The organism is Streptomyces sp. ERV7 (assembly GCF_001653515.1).
Lineage (GTDB): Bacteria > Actinomycetota > Actinomycetes > Streptomycetales > Streptomycetaceae > Streptomyces.
The window spans coordinates 279,685-297,947 of the sequence record NZ_LYOY01000051.1; the positions used below are offsets into that span (position 1 = coordinate 279,685).

17 protein-coding genes are annotated in these 18,263 nt (G+C 72.2%); 13 read left to right on the forward strand and 4 right to left on the reverse strand.

Translation table 11 applies throughout. From position 1 onward, the window contains the following. Positions 1 to 45 precede the first annotated feature (45 nt). The 6 genes from truB (at position 46) to A8W25_RS24210 (ending at position 6,983) form a co-directional block, all read left to right on the forward strand. Positions 46 to 954, forward strand: coding sequence for a tRNA pseudouridine(55) synthase TruB (gene truB, locus A8W25_RS24185; protein ID WP_067167119.1), 909 nt, complete (start codon positions 46 to 48; stop codon positions 952 to 954). 177 nt (positions 955 to 1,131) lie between these two features. Beyond that, complete coding sequence (locus tag A8W25_RS24190) at positions 1,132 to 3,834, forward strand: S1 family peptidase (protein ID WP_067164901.1); 2,703 nt, start codon at positions 1,132 to 1,134, stop codon at positions 3,832 to 3,834. A gap of 63 nt (positions 3,835 to 3,897) precedes the next feature. Next, complete coding sequence (locus tag A8W25_RS24195; protein ID WP_067164904.1) at positions 3,898 to 4,854, forward strand: bifunctional riboflavin kinase/FAD synthetase; 957 nt, start codon at positions 3,898 to 3,900, stop codon at positions 4,852 to 4,854. A 128-nt stretch (positions 4,855 to 4,982) separates the two neighbouring features. Continuing rightward, on the forward strand, positions 4,983 to 5,378 hold the full coding sequence (locus A8W25_RS24200) for an SAV_915 family protein (RefSeq protein WP_067164907.1): 396 nt from the start codon (positions 4,983 to 4,985) through the stop codon (positions 5,376 to 5,378). Continuing rightward, positions 5,375 to 5,665 (forward strand): DUF6317 family protein, encoded by a 291-nt coding sequence (locus tag A8W25_RS24205; protein ID WP_067164909.1) that lies wholly within the window; start codon positions 5,375 to 5,377, stop codon positions 5,663 to 5,665. Before A8W25_RS24200 ends, A8W25_RS24205 begins: the two co-directional genes overlap by 4 nt. A gap of 10 nt (positions 5,666 to 5,675) precedes the next feature. Further along, positions 5,676 to 6,983 carry a WXG100 family type VII secretion target gene (locus A8W25_RS24210; RefSeq protein ID WP_067164912.1) on the forward strand — a complete coding sequence of 436 codons (1,308 nt, stop codon included), beginning with the start codon at positions 5,676 to 5,678 and terminating at the stop codon, positions 6,981 to 6,983. Here the strand turns inward: A8W25_RS24210 and A8W25_RS24215 are convergent. The 3 genes from A8W25_RS24215 to eccE all read right to left on the reverse strand — a co-directional run bounded on the left by A8W25_RS24215 (position 6,967) and on the right by eccE (position 10,575). Then, entirely contained in the window at positions 6,967 to 8,298 is a 1,332-nt protein-coding gene (locus A8W25_RS24215; protein WP_067164915.1) for an SCO5717 family growth-regulating ATPase, read from the reverse strand. The genes A8W25_RS24210 and A8W25_RS24215 overlap by 17 nt on opposite strands. Positions 8,299 to 8,533: 235 nt before the next feature. Then, entirely contained in the window at positions 8,534 to 9,295 is a 762-nt protein-coding gene (locus A8W25_RS24220; protein WP_067164917.1) for a hypothetical protein, read from the reverse strand. Continuing rightward, positions 9,295 to 10,575 (reverse strand): type VII secretion protein EccE, encoded by a 1,281-nt coding sequence (gene eccE, locus A8W25_RS24225; protein ID WP_067164920.1) that lies wholly within the window; start codon positions 10,573 to 10,575, stop codon positions 9,295 to 9,297. The genes A8W25_RS24220 and eccE overlap by 1 nt, the downstream gene beginning before the upstream one ends. A gap of 207 nt (positions 10,576 to 10,782) precedes the next feature. Here eccE and eccB point away from each other — a divergent pair, with 207 nt between their 5' ends. From eccB to A8W25_RS24260, 7 genes are all read left to right on the forward strand, one after another. Then, a complete protein-coding gene (gene eccB / locus A8W25_RS24230; protein WP_067164922.1) occupies positions 10,783 to 12,330 on the forward strand; it encodes a type VII secretion protein EccB in 1,548 nt (515 codons plus the stop codon). 157 nt (positions 12,331 to 12,487) lie between these two features. Beyond that, a complete protein-coding gene (gene mycP, locus A8W25_RS24235) occupies positions 12,488 to 13,651 on the forward strand; it encodes a type VII secretion-associated serine protease mycosin (RefSeq protein ID WP_107470818.1) in 1,164 nt (387 codons plus the stop codon). A 175-nt stretch (positions 13,652 to 13,826) separates the two neighbouring features. Further along, a complete protein-coding gene (locus tag A8W25_RS24240) occupies positions 13,827 to 14,330 on the forward strand; it encodes a hypothetical protein (RefSeq protein WP_067164927.1) in 504 nt (167 codons plus the stop codon). A 13-nt stretch (positions 14,331 to 14,343) separates the two neighbouring features. Further along, positions 14,344 to 15,723: a hypothetical protein gene (locus A8W25_RS24245; RefSeq protein WP_158942688.1), complete on the forward strand. Its 1,380-nt coding sequence runs from the start codon at positions 14,344 to 14,346 to the stop codon at positions 15,721 to 15,723. A gap of 39 nt (positions 15,724 to 15,762) precedes the next feature. Beyond that, positions 15,763 to 16,977 carry a S8 family serine peptidase gene (locus A8W25_RS24250; RefSeq protein ID WP_067164932.1) on the forward strand — a complete coding sequence of 405 codons (1,215 nt, stop codon included), beginning with the start codon at positions 15,763 to 15,765 and terminating at the stop codon, positions 16,975 to 16,977. A 33-nt stretch (positions 16,978 to 17,010) separates the two neighbouring features. Further along, positions 17,011 to 17,376, forward strand: coding sequence for a WXG100 family type VII secretion target (locus A8W25_RS24255; RefSeq protein ID WP_067164935.1), 366 nt, complete (start codon positions 17,011 to 17,013; stop codon positions 17,374 to 17,376). A 130-nt stretch (positions 17,377 to 17,506) separates the two neighbouring features. Further along, complete coding sequence (locus A8W25_RS24260) at positions 17,507 to 17,815, forward strand: WXG100 family type VII secretion target (RefSeq protein WP_067164938.1); 309 nt, start codon at positions 17,507 to 17,509, stop codon at positions 17,813 to 17,815. 98 nt (positions 17,816 to 17,913) lie between these two features. Here the strand turns inward: A8W25_RS24260 and A8W25_RS24265 are convergent, their stop codons facing one another. Further along, positions 17,914 to 18,147 carry a DUF397 domain-containing protein gene (locus A8W25_RS24265; protein ID WP_067164941.1) on the reverse strand — a complete coding sequence of 78 codons (234 nt, stop codon included), beginning with the start codon at positions 18,145 to 18,147 and terminating at the stop codon, positions 17,914 to 17,916. Positions 18,148 to 18,263 lie beyond the last annotated feature (116 nt).

Consider the following 18,263-nt stretch of genomic DNA (forward strand, 5'->3'; position numbering starts at 1 on the left):
GTCGACAAGCCGTCCGGCTTCACTTCGCACGACGTCGTGGCCAAGATGCGCGGGATCGCCAAGACCCGCCGGGTCGGCCTTGTCATCGTCGACAAGCCGTCCGGCTTCACTTCGCACGACGTCGTGGCCAAGATGCGCGGGATCGCCAAGACCCGCCGGGTCGGCCACGCGGGCACGCTCGACCCGATGGCGACGGGCGTGCTCGTCCTGGGCGTCGAGCGGGCCACCAAGCTGCTCGGGCACCTCGCCCTGACCGAGAAGGAGTACCTCGGTACGATCCGCCTCGGCCAGGACACGGTCACCGACGACGCCGAGGGCGAGATCACCTCGTCCACCGACGCCTCGAAGGTGACCCGCGAGGGCATCGACGCCGGTGTCGCGGCGCTGACCGGCGCCATCATGCAGGTCCCGTCGAAGGTCTCGGCCATCAAGATCGACGGCAAGCGCTCCTACGCGCGGGTGCGCGGCGGCGAGGAGTTCGAGATCCCGGCACGTCCGGTGACGGTCTCCTCGTTCCGGGTGTACGACGTGCGCGAGGCGGTCGCCGAGGACGGCACCCCCGTCGTCGACCTGGTCGTCTCGGTGGTCTGCTCCTCCGGTACGTACATCCGCGCCCTCGCCCGTGACCTGGGCGCCGGGCTCGGCGTCGGCGGGCATCTGACGGCGCTGCGCCGCACCCGGGTCGGCCCCTACGGTCTGGACGCGGCGCGCACGCTCGACCAGCTCCAGGAGGAGCTGACGGTGATGCCCGTCGCCGAGGCGGCGGCCGCCGCGTTCGCCCGCTGGGACGTCGACGAGCGACGCGCCGGGCTGCTCCTGAACGGGGTGCGCCTGGACATGCCCGAGGTGTACGAGAACGGGAAGGCGGTCGCGGTCTACGGGCCGGGCGAGCGGCTGCTCGCGCTGGTCGAGAGCCAGCGCGGCAAGGCGAAGAGCCTGGCGGTGTTCGGCTAGGGCCGGACCGGCCGGGACTCGTCCCGCTTTCTCAAACCTGTGGCGGGCTCCTTGCGAGCCCGCCACAGGTGTTTTCACCCCTGCGGGCAGGCGCTCGTAGTGAAAGAGGGGAGCACTGGGGGCGCTTTCGCCTCGCGTTCTTCTCGGGCGGATCATCCCAGAACTACCGTTTCGGACATGGGACGCGGGGACGGTGACGGGGGCCGGGAGACGCTGGTACGGATCTGCGATCTGGCGGGGCGTACCCGGGGCACCGGCTTCGTCGCCGACGACCGCGGCACCGTGGTCACCAGCCACGAGGTGGTGGACGGGCTGACCCGGGTGGTGCTGCACGCGCCCGGCGAGCGCACCTGCCTCGCCGAGGCCGACGCCGTCACCCCGCTGCCGGAGGCCGGCCTCGCCCTGGTGCGCACCGAGGACCTGGGGGTGCGGCCGCTGCCCGTCGCCGCCCGGGAGTCGGTCGCGGCGGGCACATATGTACGGATCGCCGCGCACGGCTGGCGCGAGGCGCGGGTGCTCGGCGAGTCGCCCGTCACCTACACCGCCACCGACCGCTTCCATCTGCTGGGCTCCGCCCTGGAGTTGGCGATCGGCACCGAGGGCGCCGACGCGCTGCGGCTCGGCGGCGAGGCCGCGGGCGGGCCGGTCCTGGACGCGGCGACCGGTGCGGTGCTCGGGGTGCTCGGCACCGCGCTGCACGCGGCGCACCGGGCGGCCGGGTTCGCGGTGCCGCTGCGGCCCGACGGCGGCCCGCTCGAAGAGCTGCTGCGGCGCAACGCGGCGACCGTGCCGGCGTACGGCGAGGACCTGAACCTGGCGGGCGCGCTCCAGCTCACCGCGACCTCGGTGGGCTCGGCCGGCGGACCCGGTGTCCGTCAGGACCCGGTCGAACGGCGGCTCACCGTACGGCACTTCACCGACTTCGCGGCCGGCACCGCCCAGGTGCTCGGCCTGGTCGGGGACCCCGGCACCGGCCGCACCACCGAGCTCGCCGCCCTCGCCGCCCGCCGCGCCCGGGGCGCCGAGCCCGCCCCCACGGTGTGGCTGCGCGGGGCGGATCTGCGCGCGGGCGACGGCTCGGTGGCCGACGCGGTGGCGCGGGCCCTGCGGCAGGCCGGCCGGATCGTGGCGGCCACGGGAGCGCCCGGCGACATGGAGTGCGCCACCCCGCAGCGGGTGGCACGGCTGGCCTTCGACGCCGGGCGCCCCCTGCTCGTCCTGCTCGACGGGCCCGAGGAGATGCCGCCGGTCCTCGCGCACCGGCTGCCCGAGTGGACGGCCGGTACGGCAAAGTGGCTGCGCGAGGCCGGGGCGCGGCTCGTGGTCGCCTGCCGCCCCGAGCACTGGGCCTGCTGGTGGGCGGTCCATCTGCTCGCGCAGACACTGCTGCGGGTGCCCGAGCCCCGTCCCTACCTCTGTGTGCTGCGGCTGCTCGCGGACCGGATCAGCGAGCGGTCGGTGCGCGCGGGCGGGCCCGGGCAGCTCGGCGGGCTCGGCGCGTTCGGGCCGTGGTTCTGGCAGCGGCTGCGGATCGGCGACGACCGCCGGATGGAGCTGATGCGGCGTCTGGTGCCCGCCGACGGGGCGCCGGGCGCCGCGCCGGAGTGGGAGCGGTACCTGGACGCCGTGGACCGGCGGCTCGCGGCCGAGCCCAGGAGCGTACAGCCGCTGCTGTGCCGGTGGTTCACCGACGAGCGGCCGCTGCCCGCGCCACCGGGCAGCGAGATGCGCCCCACCGTCGCCGGGGCCGCGCAGGCGCTGCTCTACGCACGGCGCTCGCTGGCCATCGACGACCTCACCGAGGCGCTGGTCGCCACCGCGCACGCCCGCGCCGACGAGCTCCTGGCCGCGCTCGCCGAGGACGAGCCGTCCGCGCTGTGCCGGGCCGTGGACCGCTGGGCCCACGACGACCGGCCCGAACGCCGGGTGGCGGCCGCCGCGTACGGGCCGCGCGTGGCGCCGTACGTCACTACCGGCGCCGACCGCGACCTGCTGCGCTACGCCGCGCTCGCCCTGCTCGCCCGCTCCGCCGACACCCCGCTGCACGGCGCCGCGCTCGGTCTGCTCATCCGCGACCCGCGCACCCGCGCCCGCTACCTCGACAAGACGCTCGCCCGGTACGCGGGCGGCGATCCCCGGCTGCCCGCCGCCGCGCTCGTCGCTGCCCTCACCACCCACCCCGAACCGGTGCTCGCCGCCTTCCAGACGCGCCTGGACCAGCCGGGCGACGCCGCCGCCGACGTACTGAGGGCGCTCGCCGAGATCAACACGCCCGCGCTCGCCCGCCGGGCGGCCGCCCTCGTGCGCGGCTATCTGGACCGTCACCCCGAGGGCGCCGCCCACGCCGCCGCGTTCGTGGAGCGGCGCCTGGAGTACGGACCGGCGGCCAGGGCCGTGCTCTTCCCGATGGTCACCTCCGTACTGCGGGGCTGCTCCCCGCGCGTGCGGCAGGCGCTGGCGCCGGTGCTCGCCGCACCCGGCAGCCGCACCTCGCGCCCCCTGCGCGCCGAGCTCCTGGACGTACTCCTCGAATACGAGCGGTACGAGTCGCGGGACCCGGCGGTCCTGCACGCCCTGCTGAGGGCCGCGGCCCTGGGAGCCGAGGCGCGCCCCGAGGCGCGCACCCGCGACCTGGTCCACCGCACCGGGCTGCTCCTGGTGCGCACCCCCGAAGGCGCCTCCTGCTTCGACCGGCGGGTCGTCGAGCTGGCCAGGGAAGTACCGCAGTTCGCCGTTCAGGTGGCGGGCTGGCTGGTCCAGGCACCCCACGAGTGGTCGGCCGTGATCGGGCCGAGCGCCCGCCGCACGGTCGAGACACTTGCGGTGCCCATGCCGATGCGGGCCGAGCCCGCCGGGCATGGCAGTCTTAGACCTGTGTGAGAGGTCGACTCTCACGTACACGGGTTCGGATTTCGGGCGAGTTTCGGGCGAGGAGCGGTCACAGTGCAGCGCTGGCGTGGCTTGGAGGACATTCCCCAGGACTGGGGACGCAGCGTCGTCACCATCGGCTCCTACGACGGGGTGCACCGCGGTCATCAGGTGATCATCGGGCGGGCCGTGGAGCGCGCCCGCGAGCTGGGCATCCCCTCGGTCGTGGTGACCTTCGACCCGCACCCCAGCGAGGTCGTGCGCCCCGGCAGCCACCCGCCGCTGCTCGCCCCGCACCACCGGCGCGCCGAGCTGATGGCCGACCTCGGTGTGGACGCGCTGCTCATCCTCCCCTTCACCAGCGAGTTCTCGAAGCTCTCGCCGGCCGAGTTCGTGGTCAAGGCGCTCGTCGACAAGCTCCACGCGCGCGTGGTCGTCGAGGGCCCCAACTTCCGCTTCGGCCACAAGGCGGCCGGCAACGTGGAGTTCCTGGCCGAGCTGGGCGAGACGTACGACTACGAGGTGGACGTCATCGACCTCTTCGTCAGCGGCGAGGCTGGCGGCGGGCAGCCGTTCTCCTCGACCCTGACCCGGCGCCTGGTCGCCGAGGGCGATGTGGAGGGCGCCGCCGAGATCCTGGGCCGCCCGCACCGGGTCGAGGGCGTCGTGGTGCGCGGCGCGCAGCGCGGCCGCGAGCTGGGCTACCCGACCGCGAACGTGGAGACCCTGCCGCACACCGCGATCCCCGCGGACGGCGTCTACGCGGGCTGGCTCACGGCCGACGGCGAGCGGATGCCCGCCGCGATCTCGGTCGGCACCAACCCGCAGTTCGACGGCACCGAGCGCACGGTCGAGGCGTACGCGATCGACCGCGTCGGGCTCGACCTGTACGGGCTGCACGTCGCCGTCGACTTCCTCGCGTACGTCCGCGGGCAGGAGAAGTTCGAGTCGATCGAGGCGCTGCTCGAAGAGATCGCGCGCGATGTGAAGCGCTCGACCGAGCTGATCGAGGCGCACGAGGCACAGTCGTAGGACTGGTCAAACGCTGGTCAACCAGTGACCAGAAACCGCCCAAGACCTGGCATCCATTGATTATGGGTGAAGGCTTTGGGCGGTTTTCGTCGTATTGACGCACTGGAGCGGCGCATAAGTTGAGACACGTGGCTGAACCACTGGTCTCCCGGATCCTCGGCATCGTCGGCGTCGACGCGGCCAAGAGCGCGCAAGCAGGCGTCCCGCCGTACCACACACCGGTGTTCGTGCCGGCCCACCCGCGCTACCCGGCCGGGGGCGCCGCCCCGCGCGTCGGCTTCGAGCTGCTGCTCCCGCCCTCGGGGCCGCCGGTCCCGGTGGCCTTCAGCAGCGTGGCGAAGCTGGTCGAGGCGCTGGGCCCGATGCAGCCCTGGATCGCCCTCTCCATCGGCCCGTTCGCGGAGGCGATGCGCGAGGCCCGGCTGCCCAAGGTGCGGCTCGACCCGGAGGTGGCGCCGGGCGGGCGCAGATGGCGGCCGGAGGACCTGGAGCGCACCTACGGAGAGAGCGGGGCAGGGGCATGAGCGCCGATGTGAAGGTCATCCTGGCCGACCTCAATTCGATGGCGTCGGCCTTCCGCGAGGAAGCCGGCATCTACCGGGGCATGCACGCCAACGTGAAGCCCGGGGCGGCCGGTTCCGGCGACCCCGGGTGCGACGCGGCCATCAAGTCGATGGCCGACCTGATAGCGGGCCTGCACGACAAGCTCTCGGACCGGCTCGACGACAACAGCGACAAGGTGAAGTACGCGCACGACTCGATGCAGCGCAACGACATCGACGTACACGGCCTCTTCGAAGACCTGATGTGAAGGGCGCGCGGTGAGCGACAGCTGGGTGGGCGGGGACATCGGCGGCATCCGCGCGATGGGCGACGCCTACAAGAACGCCAAGCACGACCTCGAATCGATCGTGAAGCCGCTCGGCACGGTCGTCGAGCAACTGGCCAAGGACGCGGCCTGGGAGGGCGAGGCGGCCGAGTCGTTCCGCGCCAAGTGGAGCGAGGACGCACTGACCGCGGGCGGGTTCGCGGAGCTGGTCCACGCGACCGGCGAGATCCTCTCCACGCTCGCCGACCACCTCTCCTGCGCCGAGAGCGCGCTGCAGAACGCCGAGGACGTCGCCGTGAAGGCGGGCGTCCCCATGGGCCCCAAGGGCGTCCCCGGCCGGCTGATGACCAACAACCCGCCCAGCGACAAAGAACAGAAGGCGATCGATGCGCTCCACGACTACGGGAGCGTGCGCGACGAGATCCTGCACACCGCCCAGCAGGCCCGCCTCGACGCGGCCGAGGCGCTCAACAAGCTGTACGAGGAGGACACCACCGAGGTGTCGCACGGCGACAAGGTCACCATCGCCGACTATCTGCGCGGCCTGTACGCGTACGACTCCGAGCGCACCCGGGTCAAGGGCCACGACGCCGCCGACAAGCTGGACGCCGCCAAGAAGGAGGCGGACGAGGCGAAGAAGGACCTGCGGGCCGAGCGCAAGGACTGGCAGAAGCAGGGCAGGTCGCTGCCCAAGGACTCCCCGGCCCGGCTCGCCTACAAGGACGCGCTGACCGAGCTCGACAGCCTGGAGACCGACATCGCCCGCGCCGAGCACGGCAGTTCGGCGCTCCCGTACGACCATGCGCTCAATGTGAAGGTCGTGGACGCGGCGGACGCGCTGAAGCTGGGCAAGGGCCTGGAGAAGCTGCCGGACTTCCTCAAGGAGATCCCGGTCGTCGACGTCGCCGCAGCGAGCGTCTGCGGCCTCCTGGAGGCGAAGGACGACCACGACAAGGGCTGGTCGTGGACGCACTCGGTGGTGGTGGACGGGGGCGCGGCGCTGGGCGGGCTCGCGGCGGGCTCCGCAGCCGTGGCGCTGGTCGCGAGCTCGGAGATCACCGTGCCGGTGGCCGTGGTCGCCGGAGTCGGCGGCCTCGTCATCATCGGCACGACGGATCTGCTCGACGAGGCGTTCCACGAGCACTGGAGCGAGGACATCCACGACCACGGAGTGGTGGGCGGCATCCTGCACGGTTCCGCCAACGTGGCCTCCGACACGTGGGATGACGTCACTCGGCTCGGCAGCGATGCCAAGGACGGAGCGAAGAAGGAGTGGCATGGCTTCACGAGCCTCTTCTGAGCGGATGACTCCGGCGAGACTGCCCGTGGTGGGGACCACGTGGTACCGCCGGGGTCCTCGGTACTGGCTGCGGCGCGTCGGCTCGGGCTGCGCCTCCCTGCTGACGGCGGTCTTCGTGTGCGCGGTCGCGTGGGCGCTCTTCGCCGGCCTGGTCTCCGGGCTGCCTGACGGCTGGCGCGAGGTCGTCTACGCCGTCGAGGGGGTGGCGGCTGTGATCGGTCTTGGCCTGGGGTGGGCGCGCGGGCGTCGGCAGATCCGCGAGCGGCTCGCCGATCCGCCCACGCCCGAGCAGAGTCGGGCGCGCCTGCGCCACCGCCACGGCGTCCGCCGGTGCGGCCATCGCGGCCGCCTGCGCGGCCACGGCGTCGACCGGCTCGGCGACCGGCGGCGCGGGAACGGGCTCCGCGGGAACGGCGGCGGCTGCCACCGGCGCGGCGGTCACGTAGTCACCGGAGTCGTCGGGCTCATCGGCCGGCTGGTCGGCAGGGGCCGGGGCGGGCTCGCTGGGCCAGGCCGGGGCGGCGTCCGACGGCTCGGCGGGCGCGGACTCGGCAGCGGCCGTCTCCGCGGCGGCGGGTGCGACATCGCTCGGCTCAGCCGCAGCGGCGGGCTCGGGTCCACCCGAAGCCGCGTCGGCCTCCGAAGGGGTGCCCTCGGCCGCCTCGGGCTCGCCCGTACGGTCGGCGTCGGCCTCCTGGGCAGCGCTCACCGGGGCCTCGTCCTTGACGGACGCGTCGGCAGTCTCATCGACGGCGACCGGCGCGGGAACGACGCCGGAGTCGGCTCCCGCTACGGCGGCGCCGGACGCGGCATCCGCATCCGTATCCCCATGCGCGACCGCGACCGCGACCGCGTCCGCAGCCGTCTCCGAACCCGCCGCCTCCGCCTTCTCCGCATCCGCCGCGGCCAGCCGCTCCGCGAGCTCCCGCTTCAGGGAGCCCGGCGAGAACCGCATGGTCGCGCCGCTCTCGATGTCCCCGCCCCCGAAGGGCTGCGGCTCGGCCGCCGCCTCCGGAGCGGGAGCCGGGGTCGCCGTCTCGGCCGGGACCGGGGCGGGGCCCGGCGGCGGAGGCGTGGTCGTCCAGTTCGGCTGGAAGCCGCCGCTGGAGGGCAGCCCGGGCACGGCCACGGGCGGCCCGGCGGGCGGCGGGGGAGGCGGCGTCGCCGCGTCCGCGCTCGGCGCCGCGTTCTGCGTGTACCAGGCCGGCGGGGTGTAGTCGATGGTGAACTCACCCGTGGGCTCGGGATCGGCGTCGGACCGATTCTCGTCGCGCGCGTTCCCGCCGGTGCGGAACTGGTCCTGATCGCTGTTCACCGGATTCCTTTCGTTCGCAGGCCGTCCCAGCCTAATCGCCGACAACACCGCACCGGCAGGCCCGGCCACCCCTCACCGACTGTCCCCTCCATCACGTCGTGCCCGTACGCTGCCGTCAAGTGACAGCAGGACGTCACCGTGTGGCCGGAGTGTGAACGAACCGTTCACGAACCCGGTCAGGATCAGTCGTACCTGCTTAATTCCTTTGTGGCGGAACGCGCTCGGCGCGGACCGCTCAGTCCATCCGCCGGGCGGAGCCGAGCAGTCCGGTCTCCGCGTCCGTGGCCTGGGTCATCACGAACTGGCGGTCGCGGGCACTGCACCACAGTGTCACCCCGTCCGCCAGCGTGGACAGCGCCTCCGTCTCGGCCTGCGGGAGATGCATGATCCGCCCGATCTGCGCGGCCTCGTCCGGCGAGACCCGCTGCACACCGACCAGGTCGGACTTCTCCAGCAACCGGGGCGCCACGGGGCTCAGATACGGCAGCAGCGTCAGCACCGACTGCCACGGCCCCGAGACCACACGCCCGCGCGGCGGCCGCATCCCGCAGTCGCGGACGACCACGACCGGCGAACCGGCGGACGCGCCCTGCGGCGGCACCCGGCCCACGTCGTGCAGCGCGATGCACTGCTGGCCGCCGCCCGCCGCCTGGGCGAGCGCAGTCCACGCGGGAGCGCGGCCGGTCTCCACGGTCACGCGCGCGCCCGTCGCCGCCGCCCGCAGGGCGAGCACCTGCGCGGTCCACAGCCCGCCGATCAGCGTCACGTCGTACGCCGTCGGGCGGTTGATGCCGAGGACCGACGGGCGGCCCGCCGCGTCCACGCCTATCACCATGCCGTCGTCGCCGACGGGCAGGGCCAGGGCCTCCACCTGGTCGGCGGAGAGCGCGTGCCGGTCGCGGCGCGGCCCGAGGAGCCCGAAGCCCAGCCGGGCGCGGCCCCTGCGCACCTCCGGAGCGGAGGGCGCGGTGGCGGGAGAGACAGAGGACGTGGTCATCAGCGCGCACCCCCGAGCGGCAGTGTGGCCAGCATGCCCGGCAGCTGTTCGCGGTCCAGGCGCACCAGGCCGATCTTGACTCCGCGCGCGGTGCGCTCCAGCTCCCGGCGGGCGACCACCAGTTCCTCGTCGCTGCGGCCGGTTATCCGGACGTGTCCGGTGAGCGTGACCTCCTGGCGGTCACCGGCGGACAGCGTCAGGCTGAACGTGGTGGCGAGTGCGGGAAGCGAGGTCAGCAGGGCGACCAGCTGCGGCATCGAGGTCCCGGCGCCGCCCAGTTGGGGCCAGCGGCCCACCCAGTACGTGGTGTGGCGGCGGTCGTCGCAGCGCCAGGTCCTGGCCGTCTCCTGGGTGCGCCGCCCCGGCGTGCCCGAGCGGCCCGCCTGGGTGATCGCCATCGGGTTGGCGCAGGTCGAGGTGGCGATGGCGCCCGTCAGCTCCTGCTCGGTGAGGACCGTCGTACGGAACCCGGCGCCGGTCAGCCGGCTCGCCAGCTGGTCCGCCGCGCGCACCAGGCACTTCTGGGCGCCGGTCAGACCGCCGCCGCGCGCGGCCACCGCCTCCGCGCACAGCTCGGGGTCGAGCTTGAGCGCGATCCAGGTGATGCGCACGGCGGGCGAGCCCGTCTGGGCCTGCAGCGGGGCGTAGTTACGGGCCGCCACCGACTGCTGCGGCAGATGCGGGGCGGGCGCGGGCTGGGTGTGCTGGACGATCTGCGCGGACTCCAGGCGGATGCCGTCCACGTCCAGCGCGTCCCGTACGAGGGAGACCGGCAGCGGGCGGGTGCCGCGCTCGGGGCGCAGCGCCGTGGCGTCCATCTCGACCTGGAGCACGGCGGTGAGGAAGGTGCCGTCGCCCACCATGCCGACGGGGCGGCGGTCGCGGTCGCCGAATGTGTACGTCCGCAGTGCCGGGTCGCACTCCACCGCCGGGGCGAAGCCCGGTTCGGTGCCCGCCGGGACCGGCAGGCCCGCCGCCCTGCGCGTACGCGCGCGGAGCGACAGCACCGTGCCCAGCCACTCGGGCAGCGAGCGGCGGTGGCGGCGGACGACGGCGAGCAGCACGAGCAGCGCGGCGACCACACCGGCCGGCACCAGCATCAGCGTGTCGATCACCCACGCGACGAGCAGCACGGCGGCGGCGAGCTCCACCAGCACGAGTTGTTGCAGTCGGAACGACCCGAAGTGTCCGGGCCGGGCCTTCAGACGGGGTGCGGAGGCTCCCTGGGCGGGGGCCGAAGGACCGGCGGCGGCAGGCCGCACACGCGTCGCGGACGCCATCACTCCACCACCCCCCATTCGTGCGCAAGCACCCAAAACATCCGGATTCCCCCAGCTCGGCAAGGGGTCTTGACGGCGGCTTCACCCTACCCGCCCCACAGACACCCTCGGTCAACAGGCATAGTAGGGGGCCGGTCTGACAATCGAGGCCCGGGGACCGCAGGACCAGGTCCGACACGGGGGCCGCGCGGGGAGAGACAGAGGCGCATGGCATCACGGCGGGACGAGCTCAACGCGTACACCTTTGCGAAGAAGCGCACGGTGGCGGCGTTTCTGCAACCGTCTCCCACGGGCACGGAGGAGGGCGCTCCGCGTCCGCTGAAGGCCATCGTGCCGAGCGTGATCGTGGCCGCGCTCTGCCTCGCCGGCTTCGGCGCCTGGGGGATGTTCAAGCCCAAGGCGCCGCAGGGCTGGGACACCCCCGGCGCCAAGGTGATCGTCGGCAAGCAGTCGACGACCCGTTACGTGGTGCTGTCCACCGGCAAGGGCAAGGACAAGAAGGTCCTGCTGCACCCGGTGCTCAACCTGGCGTCGGCGCGGCTGCTGCTCGACCCGCAGAAGTTCGACGTCATCCAGGTCAGCGACGACGTCCTGGACTCGGGCAAGCTCTCGCGCGGCCCGATCCTGGGCATTCCGTACGCCCCGGACCGGCTGCCCGCCGCGGGCGAGGCCGGCAAGGCCAAGCGCTGGGCGGTCTGCGAGCAGCCCGGCGGCGGCAAGGACTCCGTCCAGAAGGCCGCGTTCGTCTTCGCCGACCGCGACTTCAAGCTGACCGACGACAAGCACCGGCTCACCGGCGGCCAGGTGATGTACGTCCAGGGCCAGAAGAACCAGGCCCGTTACGTGGTGGACGCCAAGGGCACCAAGTACCTGGTCAAGGGCGCCCCCGGCGACCTCCTCGCCCGTACCCTCTTCGGCGCCGACGAGCAGCCGCAGCAGGTCACCGACGACTGGCTGGCCACCCTCGGAGACGGCACCCCGGTCGACTTCCCGACCATCCCCGGCACCGTGGGCGCCCCGGCCGGCACCGGCGGCGGCCTCTCGCCGCAGGAGGACAAGGTCGGCATGGTGCTGAGCGCCCAGACCGGCGCGGGCCCCCAGCAGTACCTGGTGCTGCAGGGCAAGGTCCAGCCCGTCTCCGACTTCACGGCCTGGCTGGTGCTCAACTCCCCGCAGACCACGAAGCTCGGCATGCACGGCGACGTCAAGGAGGTCGACGCGGCCTCCATCGCGCCCAAGCCGGAGTACTTCGGCGCCACCAACAACTGGCCCGACAAGAAGGCCAAGCAGGTCAACGCGGGCGGTAGCGCCCCGGGCGCGCGCAGCACCGTGTGCAGCGTGCTGCGCAAGGTCGACGACAAGGGCAACACCACCCTGTCCACCTGGGCGGGCACCGAGTACCCGGCGGCCATCACCGCGGGCGGCACCAGCACGTACGTCACCCCCGGCACCGGTCTGCTCTACACCCAGGTGCAGGGCAGGCAGACGCGCCCCGACGGTTCGCTCTTCCTGGTGACCGACACCGGACTGCGGTACGCGGTGCAGGCCAACGGCGACAGCGACGCCGCCCGTTCCGACATCGGCACCGGCGACCAGCAGAAGCCGGACGACGGCCGCCCCGAGCCGAGCCAGGCGCAGCAGCGCCTCGGATACGAGAAGGTCACCCCGGCCCTGGTGCCCATCAACTGGTCGGAGTTCCTGTCCAAGGGCCCCCGGCTCGACACCAACAGCGCCCGCCAGCCCCAGGGCTCGTAGGGAAGGACTGACCTCAGTGTCGAAGCGGAAGCCATACAGGAAACCGGTGCTGGTGGGCGCGGCCACGGCCGTCGCCGCACTGACGCTCACCCCGTCCGCGTACGCGTCCCCGTCGTCCGCCCTCGGACTCGACGGCAGCGGCGAGTGCACCTTCCCCATGAAGAAGCAGATCGAGGGCCGCCCCTGGTCGCTCCAGCGGGTGCTGTTCGACGAGTTGTGGCAGGACACCAAGGGCAAGGGCGTACGGGTCGCGGTCATCGACACCGGTGTCGACATCGCCAACCCGCAGCTCAAGCCGGCGGTCGACGCGAAGAGCGGCGTCGACTACCTCAAGCCCGAGAAGGACGGCACGGGCGAGCAGAACGAGAAGCGGGGCAAGACCGGCGGCACGGTCGACGAGGTCGGCCACGGCACCAAGGTCGCGGGCATCATCGCCGCGCGCCCCCGCGCGGGCACCGGCTTCGTCGGCCTGGCGCCCGAGGCCACGATCATCCCGATCCGCCAGAACGACGAGAAGAACAGCGGCAAGACGGACACGATGGCGAAGGCGATCGACCACGCCATCGCCCAGCACGCCGACGTCATCAACATCTCGCAGGACACGACCGAGCCGCAGGGCCCCGACTCCGACCTCGCCAAGGCCGTGCGGCGAGCCCTCGACAAGCAGATCGTGGTGGTCGCCTCGGCGGGCAACGACGGCATGAACGGCAATCTGAAGGACACCTACCCGGCGGCCTTCCCGGGCGTGCTCGCGGTCGCGTCCTCGGACCGCAACAACGAGCGCGCGGTGTTCTCGCAGCCGGGCACGTTCGTCGGGGTCGCGGCACCCGGCGTCGACGTCGTCTCCACCGTGCCGGGCAACGGCCAGTGCTCGGACAACGGGACGAGCTTCTCCGCGCCGTACGTCGCCGGGGTCGCCGCGCTGCTGCGTGCCAAGTACCCGTACGCGAAGACGAAGTGGACGGCCGCGCAGATCATCGCGCGGATCGAGCAGACGGCGGAGCGGTCGGTCAACGGGCACGACAACTTCGTCGGCTGGGGCGTGGTCGACCCGGTCCGCGCGGTGACCGACGACTCGCCCCCGGAGGCAGCCGCCCATCCCGACCCGGGCCCGCCGAAGGCCGCGGCCCCGGACGTGGCGGCGCTGGCGGTCTCCGAGACGCCCCAGGAGCGCAACGAGCGGTACGCCACCTACGCGTTGGGCATCGCCGCCCTGCTCGTGGCGGTGGTCGCGGGCACGGCGACGGTGATCCGGGACGCCCGCAAAAGAGGCCTGCGGAAGGTGAACGGGGTCAACGGGGCGAACGGGTCAACGGGCTGAACGGGGTTTCGGGACGAACCTGAGACGTCTTTGAGTACGGATACTCATTCGGCTCCGAAACCGGAGTGACTAGAGTGATCACATGCTTCGCGCGCTTCACGAGTGTGACGAAGCGACAGCGGTAGCGCGGCACCGGTGGCAGAGCGGTGCCGACGGGGATTTACGGGGAGGAACAGTGGCCGAGCCGAACGGTGGCGGCAACGGCGGCAGCAGCGGTGGCGGCGGAAAGCCGGACCTCGGGGTCGACGGGGTGAGCCTCGCCGACTTCAAGGGCCGCATGGAGGAACTGCTGCGCAGCCTTGAGAAGTCCCCGGCGCGCCACAGCAAGATCGCCGACCAGCGGGTGCAGCCCACCTCGTACGGCAAGGGCTTCGCGGCCGCGGACGAGCTGCACAAGGCGTACGACAAGGTCCGTACGAACCTGGAGCGGCTCACCAAGATCTTCGGTGACCAGATCGAGGGCATGGGCATCGCGGTGCACATCGCGGACAAGGGCTACGGCGGGATCGACGTGGACGAGGCCCACCGCTACCAGGCCATCCGCAAGGAGACGGAGAAGTACTACGAGACCCCGGCGGCCGGTACGAAGCCGGCGGACCAGGGTCCGACCGCTCCGGGTACGAAGGCTCCCGACAAGGGTGGCCACGGCAACGACGCCGACTCCGGCGGTCTGAAGTAAAGGGGGCATGACGATGGCGACCGAAGAATTCGAGGGCATGTCCCTTGAGGCCCTCAACGCGATGCTGGCGACGGCCAAGCCGGGCGAACTGACCGGCGCGGCCGAGACGCTGGCCGCCGCGGCGCCCGACATCGCGGACATCGCGCGGGACCTGCGCTGGTACATCGACCAGGTCAAGTGGCACGGCGCCGGTGGCGAGGCGTTCCGCGAGTGGGGCCGCGGCATGGTGTCGGAGACGCTGGTGCTGAGCGAGTACGCCGGGGTCGTCGGCCAGGAGATGGCCCGCGCGGGCCAGGCCCTGACCGAGGCGAAGGCGGCGGTCCCGGCGACGGACGGCATGTGCTACGCCGACCCCGAGAAGGAGAAGGCGCGGCTGAAGGCGCTGGGCCCGAAGACGAACGAGGCGATCAACCAGCTGAACCGGTTGTCGTCGTACTACAACGCTTCGCGGGACCGGATCTCGGCTCAGCCTGAGCCTAAGTTTGTGCCGCTGCCGGTCCAGCGCAGTGGCGACGAGTCCTCCTACGGGACGAGTTCGTCCTACGGCGGCACCACCACCGCGCACAGCGGTGGTGGTGCCGGAACCGTGGGCGGGACGTCCTACGCCCCTTCCGGTTCAACGGGTCACCACACCACGGCTGCCAATGGGGCCGTGGCCCCCGGTGCGACGGTGGCGGGACCGTCTGTTGTGCACCAGCCGGTGGGAACCAGCATCGACTCCGTCACTGTGGCTCCGCCACCGGAGACCACGACACGGCCCACCGGGCCTGCCATGCCCACCCCGCCGCACGGCGGACCGGCACCTGTCGTCACTCCGCCTCCGGTCCTGCCCGGTCCGTTCGGCAAGGGCGGCCAGGAGCGGACGCCCCCGATGACCCGTGTCGGCGTCCCGGGCGAGGGTCCCGCCACGGGCCGTGCGGTAGGAAATCCGCGCGGTCCGGGTATCGCTCGTCCGAGTGGTCCTCCGGGTACCACGCGCGGTCTCACCCCCGAGGGCATCACCGGCGGGCGTCCCACGCTGCCGACCGGCCGCGGCTCGACGCCGCGGCTCCCGATGGGCACGGTCGTGGGCGAAGAGCGCGCCGGAACCGGAATGGGCCGTGGGCCCGTGGGCGGCGGCATGGGGCACGGTCCTGGCGGCGTGCCGCGTGGCACCACGGGCATGGGCGGTCGCAGGCTGGCTTCCGAGCCGGGTGGAACTGTTGGGGCACCGCGTGCGTCTCTCGGCGGGCGTGGTGAATTCACCCCCGGCGGTACGGGGTTGGTGAACGGCAACAAGCGAGGCACGGACCGGCGCCGCTCCACTTCTTCCGAGGCCCCCGACTACCTGGTCGAGGACGAGGAGACGTGGGCGATGGACCACCGCAAGGTCGTCCCGCCGGTCGTCGACTGACGTACGCAAACCATCGCCGCTCAAGGAGTCCGCAGTCCCATGTTCAGCTCAGTCCGCGCAGTGCGCAGCCGCCCGGCACTTCTCGGTGCCGCACTGGCTGCGGCACTGGCCTGCTCGGTCGGCACCGCGCCGACGGCGCTGGCCGACGACATGCGGTCCAAGCAGTGGTACCTGGACGCGATGGACGCGGACGCCATGTGGAAGGTGAGCACTGGTTCCGGAGTCACGGTGGCGGTGGTCGACAGTGGTGTCGACGACACCGTTCCCGAACTCAAGGGCCGTGTCCTGCCGGGCAAGAACATCGACAAGCCGACCAAGAGCGCCCGTGAGGACACCAACCGGCACGGGACGAACATGGGGCTGCTCATCGCGGGCAGCGGCACGCAAGGCGGAGTCAAGGGGCTCGCGCCCGGCGCCAAAGTCCTTCCGGTGAAGGCCTACGAGAACGTCCTGCCCGGGCTGAAGGTCGTCTCCCTGGGGATTCGTGCCGCTGCGGACACCGAGGCCAAGATCATTAGCGTGTCGCTGGGCGGCTCACCCAACGAGACCGAGAACGCCGAACTCAAGTCGGCGGTCGACTACGCCCTTAAGAAGGGCAAGCTCATCTTTGCGGCTGCCGGCAATGACGAGCTCGGCCGTATCGACCATCCCGGTGCGTACCCCGGTGTCGTCGCGGTGAGCGCCGTCGACTCCAAGGGCAAGGTTGCGCAGTGGTCCAACCACGGCGCAGGTCTCGGGCTCGCGGCCCCGGGCGACGAGATCCCCGGGTACTGCACGCGTGGCACGGGTTACTGCGCAAGTAAAGGCACCAGTCAAGCCACCGCCATCACCTCCGCCACCGCCGCCCTCATCTGGTCCGCCCACCCCGACTGGACCGGCAACCAGGTGCTGCGCGTGATGATGGAGACCGCCGGGCACAACGGCAAGGTGCCCAGCCAGTTCATCGGATACGGCACCGTCCGCCCCGCCCAGGTGCTCCTCAAGGGCAACGGCAACCCGGGCCCCGCCGACGTCAACCCGCTGCTCGCCGCCCGAGGCGCGGGCGCATCCACGACTTCCCCCTCTCCCGCAGACACAGCAGACAAGGGGGCAGGCAGTGGCGACCAGGAGAAGCCGCAGGCCGGTAAGGCCGCGGACGCGGAGTCCGAGGACAAGGACTCCGCGCCCTGGACCGTCATCGCCATCATCGCCGCGGTCGTCGTCCTCATCGGCGGCGCCGTCGCGGCGGTACGTGTACGCAACAAGCGAGCGTGATCACTCGCTCGGACACTCACGAGAGGGAAGAGAATGAGCTCCAACCCCGGTGGTCAGAGTATTGGCTACGAGGCCGTCACCAAGGCCAAGAACGCCATTGAGGAAACCGCCCACGACATGAGCCAGCAGATCCGCGTGCTGGCCGACGCGATCGCCACGGTCGGTGCCGGGTGGTCCGGTTCCGGTGCCAACCAGTTCGTGACCGCCCAGGACACGCTGAACCGGCGCCACGACGACATCCGCCGCAAGCTGGACGTCCTCTACAACGCCGTGATCGGTACGAAGAACCTCAACCAGGAGAACGACGAAGAGGTCGACGCCGCGTTCCGGGCGATCAACGCCCAGGGTGGCGCCACCAGCGGCGGTGTGCCCAACACCTCCGGCCTGAACAGCCTCTAGGCACCGCTTCCGGGCCACCGCCTCCGCGCGCTGCCCGCAGGCACCCTTCCGGCGCCGCACGCATGCGCCGCAGCTCATCCGCGTACGTACGCACGCACCCAGCACAGTTCAGACTTCACGAGGAGCAGACATGGGCGACACGGGTCCCGACCTCAAGATTCGGTATGAGAACGTCCAGGAGATCGCGAACAGCATCCGCGCCATCTCCAAGCGCATCACGGACGACCTCGGGCGCATGGAGGCGGCCGTCAACGTCGTCGCCGCCACCTGGGACGGCGAGGCGCACGGCCAGTACCTGAAGGTCCAGAAGGACTACCGGGCCGACGCGCACGACATCCAGATGACGCTGGAGAAGATCGCCAAGACGATCGAGACCGGCAAGGACAGCTACCACGCGACCGACCTCAAGGCGTCGCGGCTGTTCACCGAGGGCTACTGAGTCACCGCAGGGCGCAGGGAAAGGGGGTCACGCCCATCGGGCGTGACCCCCTTCCGTATGCCCGCTCCGTATGCCCGATCAAGGCCTCGCCGGGCGGCTCAGCGCAGGTCGAACTCGCCGTCCCGCGCGCCCAGGACGAACGCCCTCCACTCCGCCTCGGTGTAGCGCAGCACGGTGTCGGGGTCGAGGGAGGAGCGCATCGCCACGGCCCCGCCGGGCAGATGGGCGATCTCCACCCGCTCCGCCTCCTGCTCGGTGCCGGGCGGGCTCACCCACTCCGCGCCCGAGAGGTCCAGGGCGTACAGCTCTTCCTTCTCACGTTCGCTGCCCATGTAGCACGTTCCCTTCGAAGTTCAGTGCCTGTCAGGGTAGTTGGAGCGGGCGGCTCGCACCGCCCGTTCCTCCTACTGTCACTGATCCGGCCCGCACCGCTCCGGTCGTCACTGCT